Source organism: Streptomyces sp. NPDC037273 (assembly GCF_055603625.1).
Genome location: NZ_JBVJVO010000001.1, coordinates 532,544 through 558,530 on the forward strand (window position 1 = coordinate 532,544; position 25,987 = coordinate 558,530).

Annotated in this window: 20 protein-coding genes; 13 read left to right on the forward strand and 7 right to left on the reverse strand. The window is 73.7% G+C overall.

Annotated elements, in window-relative coordinates:
- The first annotated feature begins 12 nt into the window (after window positions 1-12).
- Together ACZ7G1_RS02310 and ACZ7G1_RS02315 are read left to right on the forward strand one after the other, a co-directional pair.
- Entirely contained in the window at window positions 13-582 is a 570-nt protein-coding gene (locus ACZ7G1_RS02310) for a cupin domain-containing protein (RefSeq protein WP_470880075.1), read from the forward strand.
- On the forward strand, window positions 579-1,802 hold the full coding sequence (locus ACZ7G1_RS02315) for a cytochrome P450 (protein ID WP_470880073.1): 1,224 nt from the start codon (window positions 579-581) through the stop codon (window positions 1,800-1,802). The genes ACZ7G1_RS02310 and ACZ7G1_RS02315 overlap by 4 nt, the downstream gene beginning before the upstream one ends.
- 24 nt (window positions 1,803-1,826) lie before the next feature.
- Here ACZ7G1_RS02315 and ACZ7G1_RS02320 read toward each other — a convergent pair whose 3' ends face one another.
- A complete protein-coding gene (locus ACZ7G1_RS02320; protein WP_470880071.1) occupies window positions 1,827-2,642 on the reverse strand; it encodes a pentapeptide repeat-containing protein in 816 nt (271 codons plus the stop codon).
- Window positions 2,643-2,745: 103 nt separating this feature from the next.
- On the opposite strand from ACZ7G1_RS02320, the gene ACZ7G1_RS02325 reads away from it, so the two are divergent.
- Window positions 2,746-4,269 carry an alpha/beta fold hydrolase gene (locus tag ACZ7G1_RS02325; RefSeq protein WP_470880069.1) on the forward strand — a complete coding sequence of 508 codons (1,524 nt, stop codon included), beginning with the start codon at window positions 2,746-2,748 and terminating at the stop codon, window positions 4,267-4,269.
- 33 nt (window positions 4,270-4,302) lie between these two features.
- Here ACZ7G1_RS02325 and ACZ7G1_RS02330 read toward each other — a convergent pair whose 3' ends face one another.
- Window positions 4,303-4,653: a winged helix-turn-helix transcriptional regulator gene (locus ACZ7G1_RS02330; protein WP_470880067.1), complete on the reverse strand. Its 351-nt coding sequence runs from the start codon at window positions 4,651-4,653 to the stop codon at window positions 4,303-4,305.
- A gap of 81 nt (window positions 4,654-4,734) precedes the next feature.
- Between ACZ7G1_RS02330 and ACZ7G1_RS02335 the strand changes: the two genes are divergently transcribed.
- On the forward strand, window positions 4,735-5,382 hold the full coding sequence (locus ACZ7G1_RS02335; RefSeq protein ID WP_470880065.1) for an NADPH-dependent F420 reductase: 648 nt from the start codon (window positions 4,735-4,737) through the stop codon (window positions 5,380-5,382).
- A 144-nt stretch (window positions 5,383-5,526) separates the two neighbouring features.
- Window positions 5,527-6,480 carry a hypothetical protein gene (locus tag ACZ7G1_RS02340; protein ID WP_470880063.1) on the forward strand — a complete coding sequence of 318 codons (954 nt, stop codon included), beginning with the start codon at window positions 5,527-5,529 and terminating at the stop codon, window positions 6,478-6,480.
- A gap of 54 nt (window positions 6,481-6,534) precedes the next feature.
- On the opposite strand, the gene ACZ7G1_RS02345 is transcribed toward ACZ7G1_RS02340, so the two are convergent.
- The gene (locus tag ACZ7G1_RS02345; RefSeq protein WP_470880062.1) at window positions 6,535-8,169 is read right to left on the reverse strand and encodes an acyl-CoA synthetase; all 1,635 of its coding nucleotides are present in this window, start codon (window positions 8,167-8,169) and stop codon (window positions 6,535-6,537) included.
- A 174-nt stretch (window positions 8,170-8,343) separates the two neighbouring features.
- Here ACZ7G1_RS02345 and ACZ7G1_RS02350 point away from each other — a divergent pair, with 174 nt between their 5' ends.
- The 7 genes from ACZ7G1_RS02350 to ACZ7G1_RS02380 all read left to right on the forward strand — a co-directional run bounded on the left by ACZ7G1_RS02350 (window position 8,344) and on the right by ACZ7G1_RS02380 (window position 16,675).
- Window positions 8,344-9,144 (forward strand): crotonase/enoyl-CoA hydratase family protein, encoded by an 801-nt coding sequence (locus tag ACZ7G1_RS02350; protein ID WP_470880060.1) that lies wholly within the window; start codon window positions 8,344-8,346, stop codon window positions 9,142-9,144.
- Between the two features lie 54 nt (window positions 9,145-9,198).
- The gene (locus ACZ7G1_RS02355; RefSeq protein ID WP_470880058.1) at window positions 9,199-10,158 is read left to right on the forward strand and encodes an OB-fold nucleic acid binding domain-containing protein; all 960 of its coding nucleotides are present in this window, start codon (window positions 9,199-9,201) and stop codon (window positions 10,156-10,158) included.
- Entirely contained in the window at window positions 10,155-11,213 is a 1,059-nt protein-coding gene (locus tag ACZ7G1_RS02360) for a thiolase domain-containing protein (RefSeq protein WP_470880056.1), read from the forward strand. Before ACZ7G1_RS02355 ends, ACZ7G1_RS02360 begins: the two co-directional genes overlap by 4 nt.
- Window positions 11,206-12,372, forward strand: a complete 1,167-nt coding sequence (locus ACZ7G1_RS02365; protein ID WP_470880054.1) for a thiolase domain-containing protein — start codon at window positions 11,206-11,208, stop codon at window positions 12,370-12,372. Before ACZ7G1_RS02360 ends, ACZ7G1_RS02365 begins: the two co-directional genes overlap by 8 nt.
- Before the next feature lie 588 nt (window positions 12,373-12,960).
- A complete protein-coding gene (locus ACZ7G1_RS02370; protein ID WP_470880104.1) occupies window positions 12,961-15,735 on the forward strand; it encodes an ATP-binding protein in 2,775 nt (924 codons plus the stop codon).
- Between the two features lie 56 nt (window positions 15,736-15,791).
- Window positions 15,792-16,292, forward strand: a complete 501-nt coding sequence (locus ACZ7G1_RS02375) for a hypothetical protein (RefSeq protein ID WP_024757478.1) — start codon at window positions 15,792-15,794, stop codon at window positions 16,290-16,292.
- 17 nt (window positions 16,293-16,309) lie between these two features.
- Complete coding sequence (locus ACZ7G1_RS02380) at window positions 16,310-16,675, forward strand: RNA-binding S4 domain-containing protein (RefSeq protein WP_015031477.1); 366 nt, start codon at window positions 16,310-16,312, stop codon at window positions 16,673-16,675.
- Window positions 16,676-16,711: 36 nt separating this feature from the next.
- Here the strand turns inward: ACZ7G1_RS02380 and ACZ7G1_RS02385 are convergent, their stop codons facing one another.
- The 3 genes from ACZ7G1_RS02385 to ACZ7G1_RS02395 all read right to left on the reverse strand — a co-directional run bounded on the left by ACZ7G1_RS02385 (window position 16,712) and on the right by ACZ7G1_RS02395 (window position 22,477).
- Window positions 16,712-18,910 carry a terpene synthase family protein gene (locus tag ACZ7G1_RS02385; RefSeq protein WP_470880052.1) on the reverse strand — a complete coding sequence of 733 codons (2,199 nt, stop codon included), beginning with the start codon at window positions 18,908-18,910 and terminating at the stop codon, window positions 16,712-16,714.
- Between the two features lie 159 nt (window positions 18,911-19,069).
- Window positions 19,070-20,989, reverse strand: a complete 1,920-nt coding sequence (locus ACZ7G1_RS02390) for an N-acetylmuramoyl-L-alanine amidase (protein ID WP_470880050.1) — start codon at window positions 20,987-20,989, stop codon at window positions 19,070-19,072.
- A gap of 360 nt (window positions 20,990-21,349) precedes the next feature.
- Complete coding sequence (locus ACZ7G1_RS02395) at window positions 21,350-22,477, reverse strand: aminoglycoside phosphotransferase family protein (RefSeq protein WP_470880048.1); 1,128 nt, start codon at window positions 22,475-22,477, stop codon at window positions 21,350-21,352.
- 234 nt (window positions 22,478-22,711) lie between these two features.
- On the opposite strand from ACZ7G1_RS02395, the gene ACZ7G1_RS02400 reads away from it, so the two are divergent.
- Window positions 22,712-24,202, forward strand: a complete 1,491-nt coding sequence (locus tag ACZ7G1_RS02400; RefSeq protein ID WP_470880046.1) for a DNA-binding protein NsdB — start codon at window positions 22,712-22,714, stop codon at window positions 24,200-24,202.
- An 83-nt stretch (window positions 24,203-24,285) separates the two neighbouring features.
- Here the strand turns inward: ACZ7G1_RS02400 and ACZ7G1_RS02405 are convergent, their stop codons facing one another.
- Complete coding sequence (locus ACZ7G1_RS02405; RefSeq protein ID WP_470880045.1) at window positions 24,286-25,791, reverse strand: PP2C family protein-serine/threonine phosphatase; 1,506 nt, start codon at window positions 25,789-25,791, stop codon at window positions 24,286-24,288.
- Window positions 25,792-25,987 lie beyond the last annotated feature (196 nt).

Below are 25,987 nucleotides of genomic sequence, written 5' to 3' on the forward strand. Positions count from 1 at the left end.
ACCCGCCACCCCGTGACCGCCACAGCGATCGGACCGGGCGGCGGCCTCATCGTGCCGCCCGGCCACGGAAAGACCCTGACCACCGCCGCCCAGCACGTCACCTTCAAGGTGACCGGCGAGCACTCCCGTACCGCCTCCACCTTCGAGGTCGTCGTACCGCCCGGCTTCGACGTCGGCGCCCACGCGCACGGGCACAGCGAGGAGCTCTTCTACGTCCTGGAGGGCGAGCTCGACGTCCTCGCCTTCGAACCGCTCGTCCGCACCCGCGACAGCTGGCGCGAGTGGGAGTCCGCCTCCGGACAGCGGGCCGTCCGGGCCACCCCCGGCACCCTCATCCTCGTGCCGCCCGGCTGCCCCCACGCCTTCGCCAACCCCACCGGCGAACCCGTCCGCATGCTCTTCCAGGCCTCGCCCCCACCCGACCACGAGCGGTACTTCGAAGAGCTCATGGAGATCCTCGGCTCGGGCGGCGAAGTCGACCACGCGGCCATCGAGAAGCTCCGCGTCCGCTACGACATCGAACAGATCACCCCGCTCCGGCACGACGCCGGCGTCCGACGGAAAACGGCCCCCACCCGATGAACCCGCCCGAGAACCCCACCGGCGACCACGGCCCGGTCATCCACGACTGGCCCGTGGTCCCGCTCCCCGGCACCGACTTCGACCCGCTGCCGCACCGCCTGCTCCGCGAGGAGCCCGTCGCCCGCGTCCGGCTCCGCCACGGCGAGGGCCACGCCTGGCTCGTCACCCGGTACGAGGACGTCAAGCAGATCGCCTCCGACCCCCGCATGAGCCGGGCCCTGACCGTCGGCCGGCCCATCACCTCCATGACCCCGCACAACCTCGCCCCGGCCGGCGGCGTCGGCCGCGCCGACCCGCCCGACCACACCCGGCTGCGCAAGCTCATCGCCCCCACCTTCGGGCGCCGCCGGATGACCGCCCTGCGCGAGCACACCATGCGGCGCGCCGAAACCCTCGCCGTACGCCTCCTCGACGCGGGACCGCCCGCCGACCTCGCCGAGACCTTCATCGGCCCGCTCTCCGCGACCGTCGTCGCCGAACTCCTCGGCGTACCCCACGCCGACCTCGACCGCGTCCAGCGCTGGCGCGAGGGCGTCCTCTCCAGCGACACCACCGCCGCCGAGGGCGAGTCCGTCAAGAAGGAGATCGCCGGCTACTTCGCCGACCTCGCCCGGCACCGCGCCGAACACCCCGGCGACGACCTGCTCAGCGAGCTCGCCGTCGCCCGCGCCGCCGGCGGGCTCAGCACCCCCGAGCTGGTCTCCATGGCCGTCATGCTCACCCTCAACGGCCTCGACGCCGTACGGAACACCGTCGCCACCATGGTGTACGTACTCCTCGTCCACCCCGAGCAGACGGCGAAGCTCCGCGCCGACCCCGCCCGGCTGCCCACGGCGGTCGACGAACTCCTGCGGTACATCCCGCAGCGCAACGGCGTCGGCATGCCACGGATCGCCACCGCCGACACCGAGGTCGGCGGCGTCACCGTCCGCGAGGGCGAAGCCGTCTACGTCTTCTACCCGGCGGCCAACCGCGACCCCTCCGTCTACACCGACCCCGACCGCCTCGACCTGACCCGCCAGGAAGCCCCCCACCTCGCCTTCGGCCACGGCGCCCACTACTGCGCCGGCGCCCAACTCGCGCGCATGGAGGCCGAGGTGATGCTCGCCACGCTGCTCGCGCGCTTCCCCGGACTCGCCACGGCGGTGGAGCCCGAGCGGATCGAATGGCGCCGGGGGACCGTCAACCGGGGGCCCGTCTCGCTGCCCGTGACCTGGTGACCCCGGGCCCCGAGCCGAGACGGGTCAGGCCGTCCAGTGCGCGGGGCGCTCGAAGCCCGCGGGCAGCCGGGTGGCGGCGCTGCCGCGCGCCGCGTTCAGCTGGGGCTGGGTCAGGAAGAGGGCCCCGGTCAGGTCGGCGCCCGACAGGTCGGCATCCCGCAGGTCGGCGCCGATCAGGTCGGTGAGCGACAGATCGGCGTCCGTCAGGTCGGCGGCGATGAGAAGGGCCCCGCGCAGGTCCGCGCCGCGCAGCTTGGCCCCGCGCAGCCGCTTGCCGATCAGGTCCGCGCCCCGGCGGCTCTTCGGCTTGCCTCCGGCGCCCGCGCGGACGAGCTCGCTCGTGCGCAGCAGCAGCGGGTTCACCTCGGCCCGTACGGGTCCCACGTCGAACTTCTCCAGCTCGGCGGGCGTGCCCTGGGTGAGCGCCTCGACCCGGGCGAGCGCCGTGCGCAGCTGGGCGTGCACCGGGCGCGCGGCCGGCAGCGCGAGGGCCTCGGTGAGGTAGCGGAGCAGCTCGTGGAGCTGACGCACCACGGGGAAGACCTCGTACATCTGCCGGGCCGTCTCCGGAGCCTCGCGCCAGGACACGCCGCCGAAGGTCACCTGGGAGACGTGCTGGCCGGCGCCGAAGCAGTCGTACACCGTGCAGCCCTGGAAACCGCTCGTGCGCAGCCGGGTGTGGATGCCGCAGCGGAAGTCGTCCTGGAGGTTCCGGCACGGCTCGCCGGACGACTTGTTCACGGCGAAGTCGGCGGACTTGGCGAAGGGCAGGGCGACACAGCACAGGCCGAAGCAGTTCGCGCAGTCGCCGCGCAGCGCGGTTTCCCGGGTCTCGGGCACGGGGGAACGGTTCCTTCGCAGTTCGGGGACGGTACGACCACCGTATCGCGCTCTCCGTGAAACCCGTTGCGAAGATCGTCCGGGGCCCGTGAGGATCGGGGCCATGGCCACCTTCACGAGCTACGACGGAACCGAACTCGCCTACCGGACACTCGGCGCGGGGGACCCCCTCGTGTGCCTGGCGGGCGGACCGATGCGCGACGCCGCGTACCTGGGAGACCTCGGAGGACTCGCCGCCCATCGCACGCTGGTGCTGCTCGACGCCCGCGGCACCGGGGCGAGCGCCGTGCCCGCCGACCCCGGCACGTACCGCTGCGACCGGCAGGTCGGCGACGTGGAGGCGCTCCGCGCCCACCTCGGCCTGGAGCGGATCGACCTGCTCGGCCACTCGGCCGGCGGGAACCTGGCCACCCTGTACGCGGCCGCCCACCCCGAGCGGATCCGCTCGCTCGTCCTCGTCACCTCGGCCGGCCGGGCGCTCGGCGTCGGCACCACGGACGAGGAGTGGGACGAGGCCGTCACCGTCTTCGCCGACCAGCCCTGGTACCCAGAGGCCAGGGCCGCGCTCGACGCACTCGGACCGGACACCCCGATGTCCGTCGACCACGAGGTCGCCGCCCCCTTCTCCTACGGCCGCTGGGACGAGGCCGCGCGCGAGCACGCCGCCGCCGAGGCCGGGCAGGCGCACTGGGAGGCGGCCGAGGCCTACCACGGCCCCGGGGCCTACGACCCGGAACGCACCCGCCGCGACATCGCCGCGCTCACGGCGCCGGTCCTCGTCCTCGCGGGGGAGTACGACGGCGGCCCGACCCCGGCCAAGGCCGCCGAGGCGGCGGCCTTCTTCCCGCACGCCGAACTCGTCGTCCTGCCCGGCGCCGGGCACTTCCCCTGGATCGACGACGGCGACGCCCTCGTCCGCCTGGTCGCCGCCTTCCTCGACCCGGAGGTGCGCACGGTCACCGTCGACGGCGTACGCCTCGCCCACCGCGTCCTGGGCCCCGAGGACGCCCCGCCGGTCGTCCTGGTCCACGGCCGCGGCGAGAACTCCACCACCTGGACCGAGATCGCCGCCGACCTCGCCCACGACCACCGGGTGTACGCCCTCGACCTGCGCGGCCACGGCCTCAGCGACCACCCCGGCCGCTACGGCTTCGACACCTTCCGCGACGAACTCGGCGGCTTCCTCCACGCCCTCGGCCTCACCGGCGCCACCGTCGTCGCCCACTCGATGGGCGCGGGCGCCGCCTGCCTCCTCGCCCAGCGGGAACCCGGCCTCATCGGCCGCCTCGTCCTGGAGGAACCGCCCGGCTTCGTCCCCCTCGACCCGCCCCGCCCGCCCGCCGAGCGCCCCGAAGGCCGCCTCGCCTTCGACTGGCCCCTCGTCCCTGCCACCGACGCCCAGCTCAACGCCCCCGACCCCGCCTGGCGCGCCGGCCTCCCGGCGATCACCGCCCCCACCCTCGTCCTCGCCGGCGGCCCCACCAGCCACGTCCCCCAGGACCACCTCACCGCCCTGGCCGCCGCCATCCCCCACGCCCGCCTCGTCACCCTCGACTCCGGCCACCTCCTCCACACCGACCGCCCAAAGGAATTCCTCACGGCGCTCAGGGAGTTCGGCCTCCACTGAGGCCCGTGACCGCCCCGCGGCGCGCCGGGTCCCTCACCCACCGTGCCGCTCCTGCGCGGCCATGACCTCGTCCCCGTGCTCGAAGGCCCACGCGCCGAACGCGTCGATGGGCCCGAGCAAGGACCGCCCCAGCCCGGTCAGTTCATAGAAGACCCGGGGCGGCGGGCCCGCGTCGGCGTGCCGCTCGAGCAGCCCGTTGAACTCCAGCCGCCGCAGCGTCTCGGTGAGGACCTTGGAGCTGATCCCGCCGATCCGCTCGCGCAGTTCGCCGTGGCGGCTCGGCCCGTCGCTAAGGGACCAGAGCACCACGGAGTTCCAGGTGTTCGCGAGCAGGTCGAAGGCGAGGCGGGCGCGGCAGTCGGCGAGGAATCCGTCGGAAGTCACGTACCAGATGGTGCCCGACCGGCTTCCTAATGTCGTTCCCGAGGCCCCCGGACGTACCGGGAGCCGGAGAGGGACGGATCGATGAGGATCGGCGTACTGGGCACGGGCAACATGGCGGACGCCCTGGGCGGCCACTGGGTGCGGGCGGGGCACGAGGTGTTCTTCGGAGGCCGCGACGAAGAGAAGGCGCGGCTGCTGGCGCGGCGCGTCGGTGACGGCGGGCGCTTCGGGAGCCTGCGCGAGGCCGCCGGGTTCGGCGACGTGGTGCTGGTGGCGCTGCCGTACGGCACCGGGGCGGAGGTCGTGGCGGAACTCCGGGACGTGCTGGCGGGGAGGGTCCTGGTCGACTGCTCCAATCCGGTGGGACCGGGCTTCCGGCTGCTCACGGAGGGCGGCCCGTCGGCGGCGCGCCGGCTCGCCGCCGCGGCGCCGGGCGCGCACGTCGTCAAGGCATTCAACCTGTGCCACGAGGACGTGTGGCGGATGACGCCTCCCGTCTTCGACGGCCTGCCGCTCGCCGTCCCGGTCTGCGGCGACGACCCGGAGGCCCTCGTGCGTGTCGGCGCGCTGGTACGGGACGCCGGCTGCGCCCCCGTGGCCGGCGGCGGCCTTGACCGGGCCGGCCTTCTCGAGGCCACCGCGGCGCTCTACATCGGGCTGTGGGTTGGTGAGGGTGCAGACGTCCGGGCGATCGCTCCGCCGCTCGCGTTCGCGACGGGTCCTTCCTGAGAAGGGGGGCCGGGCCGGGTGTGGCGGTCGGGGCCTTCCCTTCGTGGCGTTTCTGTGGCGGGGTCACGGGGTGCGTGAGACGGTGAAGCGCACACGTGGGGGCGTGTGGGGCCAACGCGCGGGTGACGAGGGGGAGTTGACGTCATGGGTGATGTCGTATCGGACCTGTACGAGGTGCTGATCGCCGAGTACTTCGCCAAACCGGAGGCGGATCAGGCGCCCTTCTACGGGGTCGCGGAGGGGCTGCGGGCGTACGCCGACTCGATCTGGGACGACGCGGGGGACGCGAATCTTCACGTGCGGCGGTTGCTGTCGTCGGGGCGGGGCGAGGCGATGGACGCGCTGGCGGCGCACTGGGAGAAGGTGATGAACCAGGACGTCAGCTCGGTGGTGGAGGCGGCGCGGGCGACGGGGATCGCGGCCTACGAGATCGGTGACGTGATCGCCGTGACCAAGACGCAGCTGACCCAGGTGGCGGCCGTGTGCGCCGCCGAGGCCGCCGCCGCGCTGGTCGCCGGGGTGGTGACGTTCGGTGCCTCCGAGGCCGTCGTGGTGGCCGCCGTCACCCAGGGGCAGACACAGTCGCGGGTGATGGTGGAGAAGTGTCACCGGCTGGTGTCGTCCACGCTGACCAGGCTGCTGCGGGATCCGTCCGTGGCCGGGCTCGCGGGCGTCGCCGCCGGGTTCTCCGGCGGGGTCGGGGGTCAGGCCGGCGGGGGTGGGGGCGAGGCGGGGACGGGCCGCGCCTGGGGCGACGAACTGGCGGCCGGGCCCGGCGCGGCGGGCGTCAGCGTCGACCACGCCGAGCACGAGCGCGCCGCCGAGAAGCTCAGGGAGGTCGCCACCCAGGTCTTCGGGGAGACGGCGGGCCTGCTGGCCGGAGCCGCGGGCCACCACGCCACCGCCGCCGCGAGCGGTGCGCTCGGCGCGGCGGTCGCGGGGGCGCTCAACAAGGTCTTCGAGGACCTGGCCGCGTGCACGAACGCGTTCGGCGACCATCTGAACGGCGCCCTGCCCGACGGCATCCTGCGGATCTCCACCGGTCAGCAGGCGACGGACGGCGACAGTAAGCGGCGGATGTCCGAGCTGGACCGCTGAGGGAACGCGCGGGGGCGCGGGCGTGCTGCCCGCTCCCCCGCCGCCGTGTCCGCGTCAGGCCGTGTCCTGCGAAGCGTCCGCCTCCACCGCGACCGTGCGGGCCCAGCGGTAGTCCGCCTTGCCGCTGGGGGAGCGTTGGATGCGGTCGGTGAGGACGAGCTGGCGGGGGACCTTGTAGCCGGCGAGGCGCGAGCGGCAGTGGGTCTGGAGGGAGTCGAGGTCGAGGGGCGGGGCGTCGGCGCGGAGCTGGACGACGGCGGCGACGTGGTTGCCCCAGCGGGCGTCGGGGACGCCCGCGACGAGGGCGTCGTAGACGTCGGGGTGGGACTTGAGGGCCTGCTCGACCTCCTCCGGGTAGACCTTCTCACCCCCGGTGTTGATGCACTGCGAGCCCCGGCCGAGGACGGTGACGATCCCGTCCTCGTCGACGGTCGCCATGTCGCCGAGGAGCACCCACCGCACGCCGCCGCGCTGGAAGAAGGTCTCGGCGGTCTTCTCCGGGTCGTTGTAGTAGCCGAGCGGCACGTGGCCGCGTTGGGCGAGCCGTCCGATCTCGCCCGTCGCGACCGGCTCGTACGTCGCCGGGTCGACGACCTGGGTGCGCTCGTTGACGTGCAGCCGGAAGCCCTTGGCGGGTCCGGAGTCGTCGGTGGCGCGGCCGTTGGAACCGGACTCGGTGGAGCCGAAGTTGTTGAGGAGCAGGACGTTCGGCATGAGCTCCTGCAGCTGGGCCCGTACGGTCTCGGACATGATCGCCCCGGAGGACGAGAGGCTGAACAGGTTCGAGAGGTCGGTGTCCTTGCGCGGGCCGCGCAGGGCGTCCACGAGGGGGCGCAGCATGGCGTCGCCCACCAGGGAGAGGCTGGAGACCTTCTCCTTCTCCAGGGTGCGCAGCACCTCCTCCGGCACGTACTTGCGGTGCAGGACGACCCGCTGGCCGTAGTCGAAGGCGATGAAGGCCATGAGCATGGACGTGCCGTGCATCAGGGGCGGCGCGGGGAAGAAGGTGATGCCGGCGCCGCCGGCCGCGACCCGCTCGGCGAGTTCCTCGGGGCGTTTGACCGGCTCGCCCGAGGGGTCGCCGCCGAAGAGGCCGGCGAAGAAGAGGTCCTCCTGGCGCCACAGGACGCCCTTGGGCATGCCGGTGGTGCCGCCGGTGTAGATGATGAACAGGTCGTCGGGGGAGCGGGGGTCGAAGCCGCGCTCGGGTGAACCCGAGGCCTCGGCGTCCGCGTACGCCACGCAGTCGAGGGCGGCGGCTCCCTCGGGCGGGGTCCCCACCCGCACGAGGTGCCGCAGCTTCTCCGTCTGCGGCAGCGCCGCCGCCACCCGGTCGGTGAACTCGGCGTCGAAGACGAGCGCGGCGAGGTCGGCGTCCCGGTAGAGGTAGACGAGTTCCTCCTCGACGTACCGGTAGTTGACGTTCACCGGGACGATCCGTGCCTTGAGGCAGGCGAGGACGGTCTGGAGGTACTCGATCCCGTTGTAGAGGTGGATGCCGAGGTGTTCGCCGGGGCGGATGCCCGCGTCGATCAGGTGGTGGGCGATGCGGTTGGCGGCCGCGTCGAGCTCGGCGTAGGTGAGCCGGCGCTCCTGGCCGGCCCCCGGGTGGTCGACGTACACCAGTGCTTCGCGGTCGGGGACCACGTCGACCACCGATTCGAACAGGTCGGCAAGGTTGTACTCCACCGTTCCTCCTGACCCCGGCTCGCGCTCCCGCGCATGGACGTGGCGGTCATTAGAGCGCCGACGGCCCAACGGGGGAAGGGGGTGCGCAGAAGAATCTGACTGAGTGTCAGAAAACTATTGAACTGGACCCCCGGCTCCTGCAACCTGTTCCAGAACTGGAGACGGGAGACCCCCATGGGCGGCACCGAACACCTCAGCGTCCGGCGCGAAGGCGCCACGCTCGTCCTCACCTTGAACCGGCCCGAAGCCAAGAACGCCCTCTCGCTGCCGATGCTCGTCGGCCTCCACGACGGCTGGCTGGAGGCCGACGCGGACGACAGCGTCCGCTCGATCGTGCTCACCGGCGCGGGCGGCGCCTTCTGCGCCGGCATGGACCTCAAGGCCCTCGCCGGCAAGGGCATGGCGGGCGAGCAGTACCGGGACCGGCTGAAGGACGACCCCGACCTGCACTGGAAGGCGATGCTCCGCCACCACCGGCCCCGCAAGCCCGTCATCGCGGCCGTCGAGGGCTACTGCGTCGCCGGCGGCACCGAGATCCTCCAGGGCACCGACATCAGGGTCGCCGGCGCCTCCGCCACCTTCGGCCTCTTCGAGGTCAGGCGCGGGCTCTTCCCCATCGGCGGCTCCACCGTCCGCCTGCCCCGCCAGATCCCCCGCACCCACGCCCTCGAAATGCTCCTCACCGGCCGCCCCTACACCGCGGAGGAGGCCGCCCGCATCGGCCTCGTCGGCCGCGTCGTGCCCGACGGCACGGCCCTGGACGCGGCCCTGGACATCGCCGAGCGGATCAACGCCTGCGGCCCGCTCGCCGTCGAGGCCGTGAAGGCCTCCGTCTACGAGACCGCCGAGATGACCGAGACGGAAGGCCTCGCCGCCGAACTCAAGCGGGGCTGGCCGATCTTCGACACGGCCGACGCCAAGGAAGGCGCGAAGGCCTTCGCGGAGAAGCGGCCCGCGGTCTACCGGCGGGAGTGAACCACCGCGGTCAGCGCCGAACCCCCACGCCGTCCGTCACCAAGGAGACCGCACATGAGCGTCACCCCATCGCCGGAGGTCCTCCGGGCACCCCTCGTCGTCGAGTTCCCCTTCACCCGCTCCCTCGGCCCCGTCCAGTCCGCCTTCCTCACCGGACTGCGCGAACGGACCGTCCTCGGCGTCCGCACCGAGGACGGCCGGGTCCTCGTCCCGCCCGTCGAGTACGACCCCGAGACCGCCGCCGAACTCCGCGAGCTCGTCGAGGTCGAGACCACCGGCACCGTCACCACCTGGGCCTGGAACCCCGAACCCCGCCGCGGACAACCGCTCGCCACCCCCTTCGCCTGGGTCCTGGTCCGCCTGGACGGCGCCGACACCGCCCTCCTGCACGCCCTCGACGCCCCCGGCCCCAAAGCCGTCCGCACCGGGATGCGCGTCCGCGTCCGCTGGGCCGGGGACCGCTCCGGCGCCATCACCGACATCGCCTGCTTCGAGCCGTACGAGAGCGCCGAAGGCGGCCCGGCCCGCGACCACGACGGCACCTTCGACGAACCCGTCACCGGCATCGTCGCCGAGGCCCGCCTCGACTACACCTACAGCCCAGGACGCGCCCAGACCCGCTACCTCCAGGCGCTCACCGAGCGCCGCACCGTCGGCGAACGCTGCCCCTCCTGCGCCAAGGTGTACGTGCCTCCCCGCGGCGCCTGCCCCACCTGCGGCGTCGCCACCACCGACCGCGTCGAGGTCGGCCCGCGCGGCACCGTCACCACCTTCTGCATCGTCAACATCAAGGCGAAGAACCTCGACATCGAGGTCCCCTACGTCTACGCCCACATCGCCCTCGACGGCGCCGGACTCGCCCTCCACGGCCGCATCGCCGGCATCCCCTACGACCAGGTCCGGATGGGCCTGCGCGTCGAACCCGTGTGGAGCGAGGACGGCCGCTACCCCGACCACTACCGGCCCTGTGGCGAGCCCGACGCCGACTACGACACGTACAAGGAGCTGCTGTGACGCCGGACCGAGAGGTGGCCATCGTCGCCTTCGCACAGAGCGACCACCTGCGCCGCACCGACGACCTCTCCGAGGTCGAGATGGTCATGCCCGTCCTGCACGAGGTCCTCCGGCAGACCGGACTCAAGACCGCCGACATCGGCTTCACCTGCTCCGGCTCCTCCGACTACCTGGCCGGCCGCGCCTTCTCCTTCACCATGGCCCTCGACGGCGTCGGAGCGTGGCCCCCGATCTCCGAGTCCCACGTGGAGACCGACGGCGCCTGGGCGCTGTACGAGGCCTGGGTGAAGCTGCTGACCGGCGAGGCCGACACCGCGCTCGTCTACTCCTACGGCAAGTCCTCGCCCGGTTCCGTCCGCGACGTCCTCACCCGCCAGCTCGACCCCTACTACCTGGCCCCGCTGTGGCCCGACTCCGTCGCCCTCGCCGCCCTCCAGGCCCAGGCGCTCGTCGACGCCGGCCACACCGACGAGCCCGCCCTCGCGGCCATCGCCACCCGCAGCCGCGAGGACGCGCGCACCAACCCGCACGCCCAGCTGCCCGGTGCCCGCCCCCAGGGCGAGTACGTCGTCCGGCCACTCCGCACCGGCGACTGCCCGCCCATCGGCGACGGCGCCGCCGCCGTCATCCTCGCCGCCGGAGACCGCGCCCGGGAGCTCTGCGCGCGACCGGCCTGGATCCGGGGCATGGACCACCGCATCGAACCGCACTCCCTCGGCGTCCGCGACCTCACCGACTCGCCCTCCACCCGCCTCGCCGCCGAGCGCGCCGGAGCCTTCCGGCGGCCCGTCGACACCGCCGAACTCCACGCCCCCTTCAGCTCCCAGGAAGTCGTCCTCGCCAAGGCCCTCGGCCTCGACGACAGCGTCCGCGTCAACCCCTCCGGCGGCGCCCTCGCCGCCAACCCCGTGATGGCCGCGGGACTGATCAGGCTCGGCGAGGCCGCCGCCCGCATCCACCGGGGCGAGTCCGACCGGGCCCTCGCCCACGCCACCTCCGGCCCCTGCCTCCAGCAGAACCTGGTCGCCGTCCTGGAAGGGGACCCCCATGAGTAAAGAGCCCGTCGCCGTCGTCGGCATCGGCCAGACCAAGCACGTCGCCGCCCGCCATGACGTGTCGATCGCCGGACTCGTCCGCGAGGCCGCCCAGCGCGCCCTGGCGGACGCCGAACTCACCTGGGCGGACATCGACGCGGTCGTCATCGGCAAGGCCCCCGACTTCTTCGAGGGCGTCATGATGCCGGAGCTGTACCTCGCCGACGCGCTCGGCGCGGTCGGCAAGCCCATGCTCCGGGTGCACACCGCGGGATCGGTCGGCGGCTCCACCGCCCTCGTCGCCGCCAACCTGGTCTCCGCGCGCGTGCACCGGACCGTCCTCACCCTCGCGTTCGAGAAGCAGTCCGAGTCCAACGCCATGTGGGGCCTCTCCCTGCCGGTCCCCTTCCAGCAGCCGCTGCTGGCCGGCGCCGGCGGCTTCTTCGCCCCGCACGTGCGCGCGTACATGCGCCGCACCGGAGCCCCCGACGCGATCGGCTCCCTCGTCGCGTACAAGGACCGGCGCAACGCGCTCAAGAACCCCTACGCCCACCTCCACGAGCACGACCTCACCCTGGAGAAGGTGCAGGCCTCCCCGATGCTCTGGGACCCCATCCGCTACTCCGAGACCTGCCCGTCGTCCGACGGCGCCTGCGCGATGGTCCTCACCGACCGCACGGGCGCCGCCCGTTCACCCCGCCCGCCGGCCTGGGTGCACGGCGGCGCCATGCGCAGCGAACCCACCCTCTTCGCGGGCAAGGACTTCGTCTCCCCGCGCGCCGGCCGCGACTGCGCCGCCGACGTCTACCGCCAGGCCGGCATCACCGACCCCCGCCGCGAGATCGACGCCGTCGAGATGTACGTGCCCTTCTCCTGGTACGAGCCGATGTGGCTGGAGAACCTCGGCTTCGCCGACGAGGGCGAAGGCTGGAAGCTCACCGAGTCCGGCGTCACCGAACTCGACGGCGACCTCCCCGTGAACCCCTCCGGAGGCGTCCTCTCCACCAACCCCATCGGCGCCTCCGGCATGATCCGTTTCGCCGAAGCCGCCCTTCAGGTACGCGGCGAAGCCGGCGAACACCAAGTCGACGGCGCCCACCGCGCCCTCGGCCACGCCTACGGCGGCGGCGCCCAGTTCTTCTCCATGTGGCTGGTGGGCGACACCCCGCCCACCGGCTGAGCCCCGGGCGAAGGGGGCGCCCCGCACCGGCGCCCCCACCGCGGATCGAACGGGCGCGTGCCGGGCGCACATCGGGCCTCGCGCGGAGCCCGCCGCACCGGCCGGGAAGCTTGCGCGATTGACCGTTGCATACCGTGCCAAGCGGCGTACGCTGGGGCTTTCGCGGGGTCACCCGCCGGGCGCCGCCCCTCGTGCGCCGGGCGTACGCCCCCGGTGTGGGGGTGGAACGTGGCAGGACAGGGCGGCAGGCCGACCCGTCAGGGGCTCGGTCTCTTCGAACGCGAGGCGGCACTCGCCGCCGCCGACGACGCGCTGGACCTGCTGACCGGACTGGCCGACGACCCGCCCTGGCCCGACCGCGTCCCCCTCCCCGTACCCGAGCCCCGCGTCGCCCGGGGACCCCACCTCGTCGCGGTCCCCGACAGCCCTGCCGCACCCGACGGCCCGACCGTCCACGACACCGCGCAGGACACGGACGGCGGGTCACCCCCGGCCGCCGGGGCACCGCACCCCGCGCACCCGGCGGAAACCGCCACCCACCCCGCCGACCCCGCGCCCGACCGCCCCCGCGCGGCCCGGCGCGGCGGCATCCTCGCGTACGCCGCGCCCGCCGGGCTCGGCAAGACCACACTGCTCGCCGAGATCCGCCGCCGCGCGGCCGCCCGGGGCTGCACCGTGCTCTCCGCCCGCGGCGGCGACCAGGAACAGCGCGTCGCGTTCCACGTCGCCCGGCAGCTCCTCCAGCCGCAGCTGGCCCACGCCACCGACGCCGAACTCCGGGAACGCCTCGGCTCCTGGTACGACATCGTCGGCCCCGCCCTCGGGCTGCGCGCCGCCGCCGAGGGGTCGCCGCCCGACCCGCAGGGCCTGCGCGACGGTCTCGACTGGGTCCTGACCCATCTCGCCGTACGCCGGGCGCCCCTGGTCGTCGTGCTCGACGACGTCCACTGGGCCGACCCCGAATCCCTGGGCTGGCTCGCCGCCTTCGCGCCACGCGCCGAGGAGCTGCCGATGCTGCTCGTCGTCGCCTACCGGCCCGACGAACTCCCCGACGAGGGAGCGGAATTCACCGGACACCGATCCGGCAGGCGACCCCTCGGGCTCGCCCCGCTCACCTCCGACGCCATCGCCAGCCTCGTCCGCGACCGCGTCGGCGCCCACGCCGACGACGCCTTCTGCCACGAATGCTGGACCGTCACCTCGGGCAACCCCTTCGAGGCCGTCGAACTCGCCGCCAAGGTCCGCGACCACGGACTCGAACCCACGGCGGGCGGCGCCCACGAACTCCGCGACCTTGCCGCCGCCCTCAAGGGAAGCGGCCTCGTCACCCGGCTGGAGCGGCTCGGCCCCGCGACCGTGCGCCTCGCCTGGGCCTGCGCCGTCCTCGGCACCGAGATCTCCCCGCAGCTCGCCGGAGCGGTGGCCGGCCTCGGCGGTGAGGCGGTCGCCGACTGCGCCGCACGGCTGCGCGAGGCCCGGGTCCTCGCCGAGACCGACGATCCGGACGACCCGCTCGAATTCGTCCACCCCCTCATCGCCACCACCGTCTACCGGTCGATCCCCGCCGCCACCCGGGTCGCCCTGCACGGCCAGGCCGCCTGGTGCGTCGTCGACGCGGGCCTCGGGCCCACCGCCGCCGCACGCCACCTCCTGGAGACCCACCCCGAGGGAGACCCCTGGGTCGTCGGGCGGCTGCGCGCCGCCGCCGGGGAGAACCTGCGCGCCGGCGCCCCCGACGCGGCCCGGCGTTTCCTCGCCCGCGCGCTGCGCGAACCGCCCGCCGCCGACGACCGGGCCGCCGTCCTGTACGAACTCGGCTGCTCGTCCCTGCTCACCGAGCCCGCCACCACCGTCAACCACCTGCGGGCGGCCCTGGAGGAGACCATCGCCGACCCGGCGCTCCGCCACGGCATCGTCTACCGGCTCTCGCAGGTCCTCGCCCACAGCGACCGACTCGTCGAGGCGTCCGAGCTCCTCGGCCGTGAGGCCCGGCAGACCACCGACGCCCGCAGCAGGCTGCGGATGCAGGCCGAGAAGTTCATGTGGGACGCCTTCCGCGCCGACGAACCCGAGTCGCCGGCCCGCTCCCGCCGCCTCGCGGCCCTCGCCGACCGGCTCACCGGCCGCGACCTCACCGAGCGGTACATCATCGGACTGCGCGCCTGGGACGCCACCCTGCGCGCCGAGCCCTCCGCCGTCGCCCTCGGCCACGCCGAGCGCGCCCTCGAAGGCGGCCTGAGCTGGGCCGACGAGAGCCGCGGCTTCGAGGTCCCCGTCCTCACCGCGCTCACCTTCCTCTACGCGGACCGCCCCGGCCGCGCCGAGGAGCTGTTCGCCGCCGGAACCGCCGAGTTCGAGCGCCAGGGCTGGCGCGGCGCCCACCTCTCCTTCGCGTACACGCTGCTCGGCTACATCCGCTACCGGCGCGGCCGGCTCGTGGAGGCCGAGGACTTCGTCCGGGCCGGACTGCGCCTGTCCGAACGCGTCGGGCCCCGCACCCCCGCCCAGTGGTACGCGGTCGGCGTCATGATCGAGGTGCTGCTCGCCCGGGGGCGCGTCGACGAGGCCGCCCGCATCGCCGACGCCCACGACTTCGGCGAGCCGTTCCCCGCGGCCGTCACCTTCCCCGACTCCCAGACCGTCCACGCCGAACTGCTCCTCGCCCGCGGACGCACCGAGGAGGCGGTGGCCGAGCTCGCCGCCGTCGGCCGCCGGCTCGACCCGCGCGGCATGCGCAACCCCGCCTGGTGCCCCTGGCAGCTCCACCTGGCCGTCGCCGAGGCGGCCACCGCCCCCGCGACGGCCCGCAGGACCGCCGAGGACGCGGTCGCCCGCGCCCGCCAGTACGGCGCGCCCTCCGCGATCGGCACCGCGCTCCGGGTGACCGCCGAGGTCTCCGAGCCCTCCGCGCGCGTGAAGCTCCTGGAGGAGTCCGTCGACTGGCTCGACCAGTCGCCCGCCGCCTACGAGCTGGCCCGCTCCCTCGTCGCCCTCGGCACCGCGCTGCGCCGCACCGAACGCTCGGGAGAGGCCGCCGAGCACCTGTACCGGGGCCTGGAGGCCGCCCAGGACTGCGGCGCCGACGGCCTCGTCGAGGACGCGCGCGCCGAGCTCGCGGCGGCCGGGCTGCGCCCCCGCCCGCTGCACCCCGCCGGGACCGACACGCTCACCGCGCGTGAGCGGGCCGCGGCCGAGCTCACCGTCCGCGACCGGGACGCGGCCACCGTTCTCGGCGTCGACGCCGCGACGCTCGGCCGGCTTCTTTCGGCCGTCTACCGCAAGCTCGGCACTGACCGCACGGGCCTCGAGCGGGCCCTCAGGAACAGCGAGCGGGAGCCCCGGGAGCCCGGCGGGGAGGCCTGAGCGCACGGAGCCGCCCGGCGCGTCGCATCGCGCGCCGGGACACGTACCATGGCCGTATGTCCTTCCTCCGCCGCCGCAGCGCCGCCACACCCGCGGGCCCGGACTTCGATGTCCTGGCCATGGATCCGGGGGACTGGCCCGGCAATCTCGGCGCCGGTCTGCTGCCCGCCCCCGACGGCTCCTGCCAGGGCGTGTTCCTCCGGTACGACCTGTTCGGCGGCCGCGGCCCCGCGATGATCATCGGCAACCTGCCCGAGGGCTCGCCCGCGCGCGAGCTCGCCGACGGGCAGATCCCCTTCGAGGTGGCCCAGCTCCTCGCCGCCCTGGAGAACGACGAGCCGGTCGAGGTGCTCGACACCGAGGACGTCCCCGTCATGCAGGGCGACAACCTCCTCATCGTGCGGCGCCTCAAGCTCTCCGAGAGCCGCATCTCCTGCGTCCAGTTCGACCGCAGCGACAACGTCCTCGTGACGATCGCCAGTTGGGACCGGCCGATCACCGACGACCTGTACGCGCTGCTCAAGCCGCTGCCCGCCGAACTGTTCCAGCAGGGCTGACGGGGGAGCGGGGGCCGATGAGCGCGCGCGTCGACAGCTGGATCTGGGCGGTACGTCTCACCAAGACCCGCTCCCAGTCCGCCGCGGCCTGCCGGGCCGGGCACGTGAAGGTCAACGGCGAACGGGCCAAGCCCGCGCAGCCGGTGAAGCCCGGCGACGAGGTCAGGCTCTTCCACGGCGGCCGCGAGCGGATCGTCGAGGTCAAGGAGCTCCACACCAAGCGCGTCGGCCCGCCCGTCGCCGCCGAGGCGTACGTGGACAACAGCCCGCCCCCGCCGCCCCGCGAGCACGTTGCCGTCGCGGCCGTCCGCGACCGGGGCGCCGGCCGCCCCACCAAGCGCGACCGCCGCGAACTCGACGAACTGCGCGGCCGCCGCGCCTGACCCCCGGGAGCACCTCCCGGGGGCCGTCGGCACAGGTCAGCGCGGTGCCGCGGCGAGCAGCTCGGAGATCCGTGCCGCCGAGGTGCCGAGCCCCGTAGGGCCCCGGCGGAGGAGCGCGCTGCCGCTGCCCGCGCGGACGTCATCGGAGCCGTAACGCCGCACCTTCCGGTGCCAGTTGAGGACACCGGCGAGCCAGTCCTCCAGCTCCCGCAGATACGCGCCGAACGCGGCGCGCCCGGTCGAGTCGAGCCCGAAGTCCTCCAGGAGCAGAGGCACTTCGCGCTCCTTCAGGTGCTCGTACTGGCGCAGTCGGCCCCGCATCAGGTCGGCGACCATCGCGACCGCCGTCGGGTAGTCGCAGTCGAAGAACTTCTGGAGCACGAGCACGCCGTTGTGCACCTCGCCCTCGACCTCGATCTCCTTCTGGTACGAGAACAGGTCGTTGATCAGGGCGCCGTAGTCCATCACCGCGTTCTCCAGGCTGCGGACCGTGCCCGAGCGGAAGAGCTCCGGAGGCAGCGCCGCGTCCTGCCGCAGCCGGCACAGCAGCATGGTCAGCTCGGAACCGAACGTGCTGCGCCGCATCTCGACGTAGTCGACCGGGTCGGGCACCCGGTGCTGCACCACGTTGTGCATCTCCCACAGCCAGCTGTCGAGCATCGCGTCGAGCGCGGCCCGCAGCCGCGCCCGCGCCTCCGGGGCCATCGGGGTGGCCGTCCGCTCCCAGACGTCCGCGAGCGCGAGCTCCAGCGGGTTCAGCGCCGACGCGGCGCCGGCGGGGGGCTCGTCGACCGGCATGCACGCCTTGAGCCGGTCGGTCTGCTCCTTCGCACCGGCCAGGCTGCCCGTGCGGCCGAAGACGGCCGGGTAGTAGTCGTCCGCGTACGTCCCCCAGGTCAGCCAGTCGGCGCTGAGCTCCAGCTCCTCCCGGGACGCGTCGGGATCGAGCCCGGCCGCGCACAGGGCGAGGTCGAAGCCCTCCGCCATCGGCCGGTCCCACAGGTCGTCGAGCAGCCCCGTCCGCTCGGCCCAGTCCACCGTGTGCCGACGGGCCGCCTCGTAGTGGGGGTTGAGCGTGAGCGGGTACGGCAGGTCGAGCTCCGGCACAAGGGAGGGCCCCACGTGCTGGTGCGGGGTGTGGGTGAAGGCCCGGTGGCGGGCGGCCGCGGGGCGCCCGAAAAGGGTCCGGATGTCGAGGGCGGAGGTGCCCAGGACGCCGTCGAGGCGCGAAGGACCCGAGACCATGCCCTCGTTCATGTAGCGGCTGGAGCGCATGTGCCACTCGTGGCCGCCGGACTGCCAGTCCTGGAGCCCCTTCGCGTACGCGGCGACGGCGGCGCACTCGGCCGGGCTCAGGCCCTTCTCGGCGGCGAGCAGCGGCACTTCGGTGAGGGCCGTGTTCTCGAACTGCTGGACCCGCGAGGTCAGCAGGTCGTTGACCGCGTTCGCGGCCTCCTGGGTCGTGCAGCCGAGGAAGCGCTCCAGGACCAGGACGCCGTTGCTGTTCTCCCCCTCGTCCTCCACCTCGCGCTGGTAGGAGAAGAGGTCGTTGCGCAGGTGCACGGCGTCCGAGAAGGCGTCCCTGAGCACCCGCAGGGGCCGCGAGTACGCCACCTGGGCGGGGACCTCGGCCCCCGCCGCGTACTCCACGAGCCCGGCCGACCAGGGCGCGCCGCCCACCTTGCGGCGCATCTCGATGTACTCCAGCGGGTTGGCGATCCGGCCGTCGTTGATGTTGTCGAGCTCCCACAGGGACTCGTACAGGAGATGCTCGGTGGCCTCCGCGAACCGGACGCGCCACCCCTCGGACATCGAGGGGACCGTGCGCCGCCAGAGGTCGGCGAGGCCCGCCTCGACGGGGTTGGTGGGCTCGGGCATGCCCGTCGCCGGGTCCGCCGGCATGAACAGCGGCAGCCGGTCCAGATAGGCCTTGCTGCCCGCCCGGTCCTGGGTGCGCTTGAAGACCTCGAGGAAGTGGTCGTCGAAGAAGAAGACCCAGGTGTACCAGTCGGTGACGAGGTCCAGGGCCTCGGCGTCGCAGTCGGGATGGGTGTACGAGCAGAGCAGCGCGTAGTCGTGCGAGTCGAGGTCGTGCTCCTCCCAGACTCCCGAGCCCTCCAGCATCCCCATCGCGCGCGCCCATTCACGCGTGTGCGTGCGGGCGCCCTCCACATGGGGATTGAGCCGTGCCGGATACGGGACATAGAAATCCGGCATAACGAAGGGCTGAGGCATGTGCGGAGGGGCCTTCCGGTGAGCAGGGGCGCTGTGCGGCCCCAGCCTTACCCGTCGCCCGTACGGCGCACGCGATCTCCCGAATAGTCGTATCAACGCCGAAGGGGTGGTGCCGGACCGATTCTCCGGCACCACCCCCCACCTTTCGGCCAAGCTCCGTCAGCCCTGGGAAACCCGCACGTCAGCGGCCTTCACGAAGGCCACCCGATGGCCGAACTGGATCTGGTAGTACTCCTCCTGACCCCGGACGACCGTGTGGCCCGTCGGGTCGAACACCGGCGCGAAGTAGTACTCGCCGGGGGTGCGGCCACCCACCACGTACCGCTGGCCCGCGAGCAGCTTGTACGGCAGCGGCGACACCGACTGCACCGGCACGCCCGCCGGATACGCCGAAGCCTCCGGATACGCCCTGCCGTACACCGGCACCTGCGCCAGCCCCTCGCGCGGGGTCAGGACCGTGCCCCGCGCGTTCACCGCCGTCGGCTCCCGGCGCGGGTTGTGGAACCAGGCCTTCTGTCCGAGGTACCAGATCGCGGTCCAGTCGCCCTGCCGCTCCGCCACCGCGAAGCTCTGCCCGGTGGACGCGCGCGCCCCCGTGTCGTTGACCCCGTCGGTCGAGTCCTGCCCGCCCGGCCGCAGACCGATGTCCTTCACCAGGGGCGCGTCGGCGCTCGGCGCGGTGCGCAGGCGCACCGCCCCGCTGCCGTGCGGCGCGCAGGCCACCCCGGCCGTCGCGCAGCCCGTGTAGACCGGCTGGTGGGCGCTGTAGTCGGGCCGGATCGTGACCACGCCCGCCCACGGGCCGGCGCTCGGGGTGATCGGACGGCCGAGCAGCGTGAAGTAGTGCGCCCAGTCCCAGTACGGCCCCGGGTCCGTGTGCATGCCCCGGATCGTGGAGGTCACCGTGCCCGGCACGTTGTCGTGCCCCAGGATGTGCTGCCGGTCGAGCGGGATGCCGTACCGCCCGGCGAGGTACCGCACCAGGCGCGCCGACGTCCGGTACATCGCCTCCGTGTACCAGGAGTCCGGCGCCGTCAGGAAGCCCTCGTGCTCCAGGCCCACCGACTTGGCGTTCACGAACCAGTTGCCCGCGTGCCAGCCGACGTCCTTCAGCGGCAGGTGCTGCGCGATGTGCCCGTCGGATGAGCGCAGCGAGTACTGCCACGACACGTACGTCGGGTCCTGCACCAGCTTCAGGGTGACGTCCCAGGTGGCCTCGGTGTCGTGGATCACGATGTAGTCGATCGACTGGGACTCCGGCCGGTTCGCCTTGTCGTGGTTGCCGTAGTCGCCGTCGCCGAACTCCTCGTACGGCGCCGGGATCCACTCGCAGGCCACCGAGCGCGGGCACTCCACGGGCCCGCCGGCCGGCGGCCGCAGCCCGAGCCGCCGCACCTGCTCCGTCACCGGCGCGACGGCGGGGCTCGCGGCGAGCGTCACCACCTGCCCGCTGTCCGTCGTCCGCGACTCACCGGTCCGGATCACGTCGAACACGTCGTCGGCGTACGTCGTCGCCGTCGCCGAGTCGTCCGCGCCGGAGTACGCCGCCACCGCCCCGTACCAGTCCGCCGGATCGGCACTCGCCGGAAGGCCCGACTCCTGCTGCGCCGCCGCGAGCAACGCCGCACCGCCCTCGATGTTCGCGGCCGTGCCGGTCCGCAGCTCCTCCGCCGGGATGCCGGAGAGCGCCGACGCCCGCTCAAGGGTCCGCAGCCGGGCCGGCAGCTCCACCGGGGCGGGCACCGCCGTCACGGCGCCGGAGCGCACCGCCCGCGCCGAGTCGCCGCGCGCGTCCTCCTCGCCGTCCGAGTGGTGCGGGGCGGCCTCGGCCAGGGCCGTCACGGCGTCCGTCAGGTGCATCGGCCCGTAGCCGCCCGTCACGCTCGGCGCGCCACCGTGCGCGTCCCAGCGGGACTGGAGGTACGAGACGGCGAGCAGCACGCTCTCGGGGACGCCGTGGCGCGCGGCGGCCCGCGCGAACTGCCCCTGGAGGACACCCGCCTCGGGCACGTCCGCACCCGCCGGGGGCGCGGCGGACAGCAGGGGAAGCAACAGGGCGGCGGACGCCAGCGCGCCCACCGCCCTCGGTACACGGCGCGATGACGTACGTCTGCGGGACGTGGAACGGAGCAAGGCAGCCTCCTGGGGCGGGGGGTGACTCGGGGGCGTGCGGGACCGAACCCGTACAGGGGTATCGGCTCCCGGACGATCCGTCAATCACGCCTGCGTCCACGGAAGTTCCCACGTCAGAGCGGGAATGGCGGCCAGTCGGCGGAGTTTCGCGGAGACGGGTCCCGGGCCTGGGGCGCGTCAGTGGTGTGGACCAATAGTCGGGTGGCCAGGCCCCTTCCGGAGCCGGACGCACCAGTGCGCCGCGTCCCGGTGTGTCGGCACCGGGCGCACGGCGCACCCCCCGTGTCGTCGGTCGGTCCCGCCCCTTCAGCGCGTCCCGACCGCCGCGCGCACGGCCCGCCGTGCCATGGCGCAGTCGTCGTGCAGCCGCCTCAGCAGCAGCCGCTGTTCCTCGCCGGGCGCGAGCGCCCCGGTGGGCACCGGCACCGAACCGGCCGGCGGGGCCTCCTTCATCGTGCGCTGCACCGCCGTCTCGTAGGTACGGATCTCCCGCGTCAGCACGATCATCAGATTGACCAGGAAGGCGTCACGCGACGCGGGACCCGCCTGCTGGGCGAGCTGACTGATCTGGCGCCGGGCCAGCGGCGCGTCACCGAGCACCGCCCACAGCGTCGCCAGGTCGTACCCGGGCAGGTACCAGCCCGCGTGCTCCCAGTCGACCAGGACCGGTCCCGCCGGGGAGAGCAGGATGTTGGAGAGCAGCGCGTCACCGTGACAGAACTGGCCCATGCCCTGCCGGCCGCCCGCGTGCGCCAGACCGTGCAGCAGCTTCTGCAGGTCGTCACGGTCCCGGTCGGTGAGGAGCCCGAGCTCGTGATAGCGGGCGATCCGGGTGCCGTAGTCCAGCGGGGCGTCGAAGGTCCCGGCCGGCGGACGCCAGGCGTTCAGCCGGGCGACCGCGCCCAGCGCGGCCCGCACATCGGCCCGGGGCGGCGCCTCCACGGGGTGGCGCGACAGCGCCGCCGCCCGCCCGGGCATCCGCTCGATCACCAGCGTGCAGTTCTCCGGGTCCGCCGCGATCAGCCTCGGCACCCGCACCGGCGGACGGTGGCGGACGAAGGAGCGATAGGAAGCTATCTCGTGCCTGAACCGCTCGACCCACGCGGGGGAGTGGTCCAGTAAACACTTCGCGACCGCCGTGGTCCGCCCGGTCGTCCCGACGATGAGTACGGAACGGCCGCTGCGCCGCAGCACCTGCACCGGGTTGAACTCCGGGCAGATCCGGTGGACCGACGCGATCGCCATCTTCAGCTGCGCCCCCTGAGGGCCGGACAGGTCGATTCTTCCGCTCACCGGCTGGGTGCCGGTGCCGCCCGCCCAGCGCCGGGGCCGGACGGCCTGGGGCGCGGGGGCGAGGTACGGACCGGCGCCGGCCGGGACGATGCGGTGCTGCGGCCGGGGCGGGGCGGACACGGAGGACGATGCTGTGTACATGGAGGTGACAGATCCCTTCGTGTGCCGACGAGTTGCGTGCGTCGCCCCGCCCGCTCCCCGGTCCGCACCCTGGGGAATGAGGGCCGGTCGGCGGTGCGGGGTGGCGCGTTCATACCTGACACCCGGGCGCGGGTGGCGGAACATCGGGCGCACCCTGGCGAACCCTGGCGAATAGTCGCCAGCCCTATGACAGGGGGTTACTGTCAACTCAGCCGAGAACCTGGGGGCTTAGACGTGACCGGACAAACCAACACCCGCCTGGCGGACCTCTTCGGCCTGGCCGGCTGGTCCAAGGGCGAACTCGCGAGACTCGTCAACCGGCAGGCGGCGGCCATGGGCCACCCCCAGCTGGCGACCGACACCTCGCGGGTGCGGCGCTGGATCGACCGTGGCGAAACGCCCCGCGATCCCGTTCCCCGGGTGCTGGCAGCACTGTTCACCGAGCGACTCGGCCGTGTCGTGACCATCGAGGACCTCGGGTTCGTACGACACGGGCGCGCCGGGAAAAGGCAGGACGTCAGGAAGACGGACAACCCTGACGGGCTGCCCTGGGCACCCGATCGTACGGCGGCGGTCCTCACCGAATTCACGGGAATGGACCTCATGCTCAACCGACGCGGCCTGGTGGGCGCGGGTGCCGCGCTCGCCGCCGGTTCCGTACTGACCAACGCCATGCACGACTGGCTGCAGACCGACCCCTCCCGCAAGGGCGTGGTTCCCCGGGCCACCGATCCCCTCCACGCCGACCCCGCTGGGTTCGACCGCTACGAGGCCGCCCCCATCGGGTCGGAGGAGATCGAGGCCCTGGAACACTCGGTGGAGGTGTTCCGCGCCTGGGACGCCTCCCGGGGCGGCGGCCTCCAGCGCAAGGCCGTGGTGGGCCAGCTCAACGAGGTGGGCGGCATGCTCGCCTACCGCCACGCCGACCACCTCCAGCGGCGCCTGTGGGGCGTCGCCGCCAACCTCGCCGTCCTCGCGGGCTGGATGTCCCACGACGTCGGCCTCGAACCCACGGCGCAGAAGTACTTCGTCATCGCCGCCCACGCGGCCCGCGAGGGCGGCGACCGCCCCCGCGCGGGGGAGGCTCTGTCCCGGGCCGCCCGCCAGATGGTGCACCTGGGCCGCCCCGACGACGCCCTCGACCTGATGAAGCTCGCCAAGGCGGGCGCCGGCGAGCGGATGCTGCCCAGGACCCAGGCCATGTTCCACACGATCGAGGCCTGGGCGCAGGCGTCGATGGGCCGGGGGCAGGCCATGCGCCGCACCCTCGGCGAGGCCGAGGAGCTCTTCGTCTCCGACCGGAGCGACGAGAAGCCGAGCTGGATGCAGAACTTCGACGAGGCCGACATGCACGGCATGCAGGCCCTCGCCTACCGCACCCTGGCCGAGCACGACCCGACCGCCGCCGTCCCGGCGCAGCGGCACGCCAAGCTGGCCATCGAACTCCGGCACGGCGGGCACGAGCGGTCGAAGCTCTTCGACCACATCTCGCTCGCCTCGGCCTGCTTCATCGCCGACGACCCGGAACAGGCCGACCGGTACGCCCGTCTCGCCCTCATGTCCATGGGGGACACCTCGTCCCACCGGACCTGGGACCGGCTGCGCGAGATGTACCGGCTCACCGGCCAGTACGCCGGCTACTCGAAGATCGAGAACCTCCGCGAGGAGATCGAACTGGCCCTCCCGAGGTCCCCCGTCAACCGGCCCCGCACCGGGCAGGCCTGAAGCACCGGGCAGGCCTGCCCGGCGCTTTCGGGTTGCTTTCGGCGTGCTTTCGGGTTGCGTTCGGCGGGCAGGGCCCGGGCGGCTCAGTGGCCGACCCGGACCACCATCACGCAGGCGTCGTCCTCGCGCTGCTCCTCGCCGAACTCCTCGACCACCGCACGCACACCGTCCTGGGCGTCCCGCGCCCCGGCGAGCCGCGGGCCGAGGGCGAGGAGGCGCCGGGCGCCGCTGTCGTCGCCCGGGCCGCCGAGCGCCGCGCTGCCGCGGGTCAGTCCGTCGGTGTGCAGGACGAGCACGTCGCCGGGGAGCAGCCGGGTCTCGGCCTCGCCGTACCGGGCTCCGGTGGTCGCCCCGAGCAGTACGCCCTCGGGCCTGCGCAGCACGTGCCCCGTCCCGTCGCGGAACAGCAGCGGGGCGGGGTGACCTGCCTGCGCCCAGGCGAGGGTCTGGGCGACGGGGTCGTACCTGCAGCACATGGCGCTGCCGAGCGCGGGCTGCACGGAGGTGTCCAGGAGCTGGTTGAGGTGGCCCATGAGGGCGGCGGGCCGGATGCCTGCGACGGCCATGCCGCGCAGCGCGCCCAGCAGCATGGCCATGGAGGAGGTCGCGGCGACGCCGTGGCCCGTCAGGTCGCCGACGGTCAGGAGCGCGTCCCCGTCCGGGAGCGCCAGCGCGTCGTACCAGTCGCCGCCGATCAGGCCGGTGGTGGCGGCGGGCAGGTAGTGGGCGGCCACGTCGAGGGGCGCGGGGCCGTCGTGGGCGAAGCGGAGGGAGCCGCGCCAGGGCGGGAGGACCGCTTCCTGGAGCTCGACGGCGACCCGGCGCTCGGTCTGCTCGATCTGCCGGCTGCGCTCCAGGCTGTCCCGGCTCTCCCGGACCGCCCGCTGGCTCCGCCGCAGCTCGCTGACATCCCGTAACACGGCCCACATCGAGGCGGTGCAGCCGTCGGCGTCGAGCACCGGCTCGCCGGTCATGTGGACCGTGCGCACCCGGCCGTCCGTCCGCACGATGCGGAACTCGCCGTCGATCGGCTTCCCGTCGATCAGACAGTCGGTGACCATCGCCTGGAGGACGGACTGGTCCTCGGCGAAGACCATCGAGGGCATCTCGTCCAGCGACATCGGCCCGCTCTCGTGGGCGCGGCCGAAGATCTGGTACAGCTCCTCGGACCAGCTCACCTCGTCGGTGAGCAGGTTCCATTCGGCGCTGCCGACGCGGGAGAGCAGTGAGCCGGTGCGCGGCGGCGCCGCCTGGCCGTACGCGGTGCCGGGGTCCGTCGCGAGCCCCGCGTCGAGAACGCCGTCGAAGCCGCCGTCCGTCTCCTCCACGGGGTGTGCCCCGGGCGCGAGCTCCGCCGGGACGCCCGCGCGCAGCTGGCCCAAGTGGGCGCCGAGATCGTCGAGTTGGTGCACCGCGAGGTCGCACAGGGCGCGCTGCCAGCGCTGCTGGGGGTCGTCCTCGTTCGCCACGGCGTCCCGGCGTACGGCGTCGACCTCGCCGCGCAGACGGCGGGTCTGCGAGATCAGCGCGTCCACCGCGCCTGGCTCCGGCGGTTGAGCGGGGCGGTCCGCGAACAGATGGGACGGCATGTCGAACTCCGATACAGGCGCGGCGCGGCCAAGTGTGAAGGGGAGGCCCGCATACGACTTTCGCACAGCCCGGGACAGCCCGTAAGGGATTTGGCAACACTCGATCCGGTGGTGCTTCTGGCATATGTCAACGGCCCACCGATTATCGGCCAGAGCGCGACGCGTTACGGTGCTCGGGTGGTGAACGACGACGGGA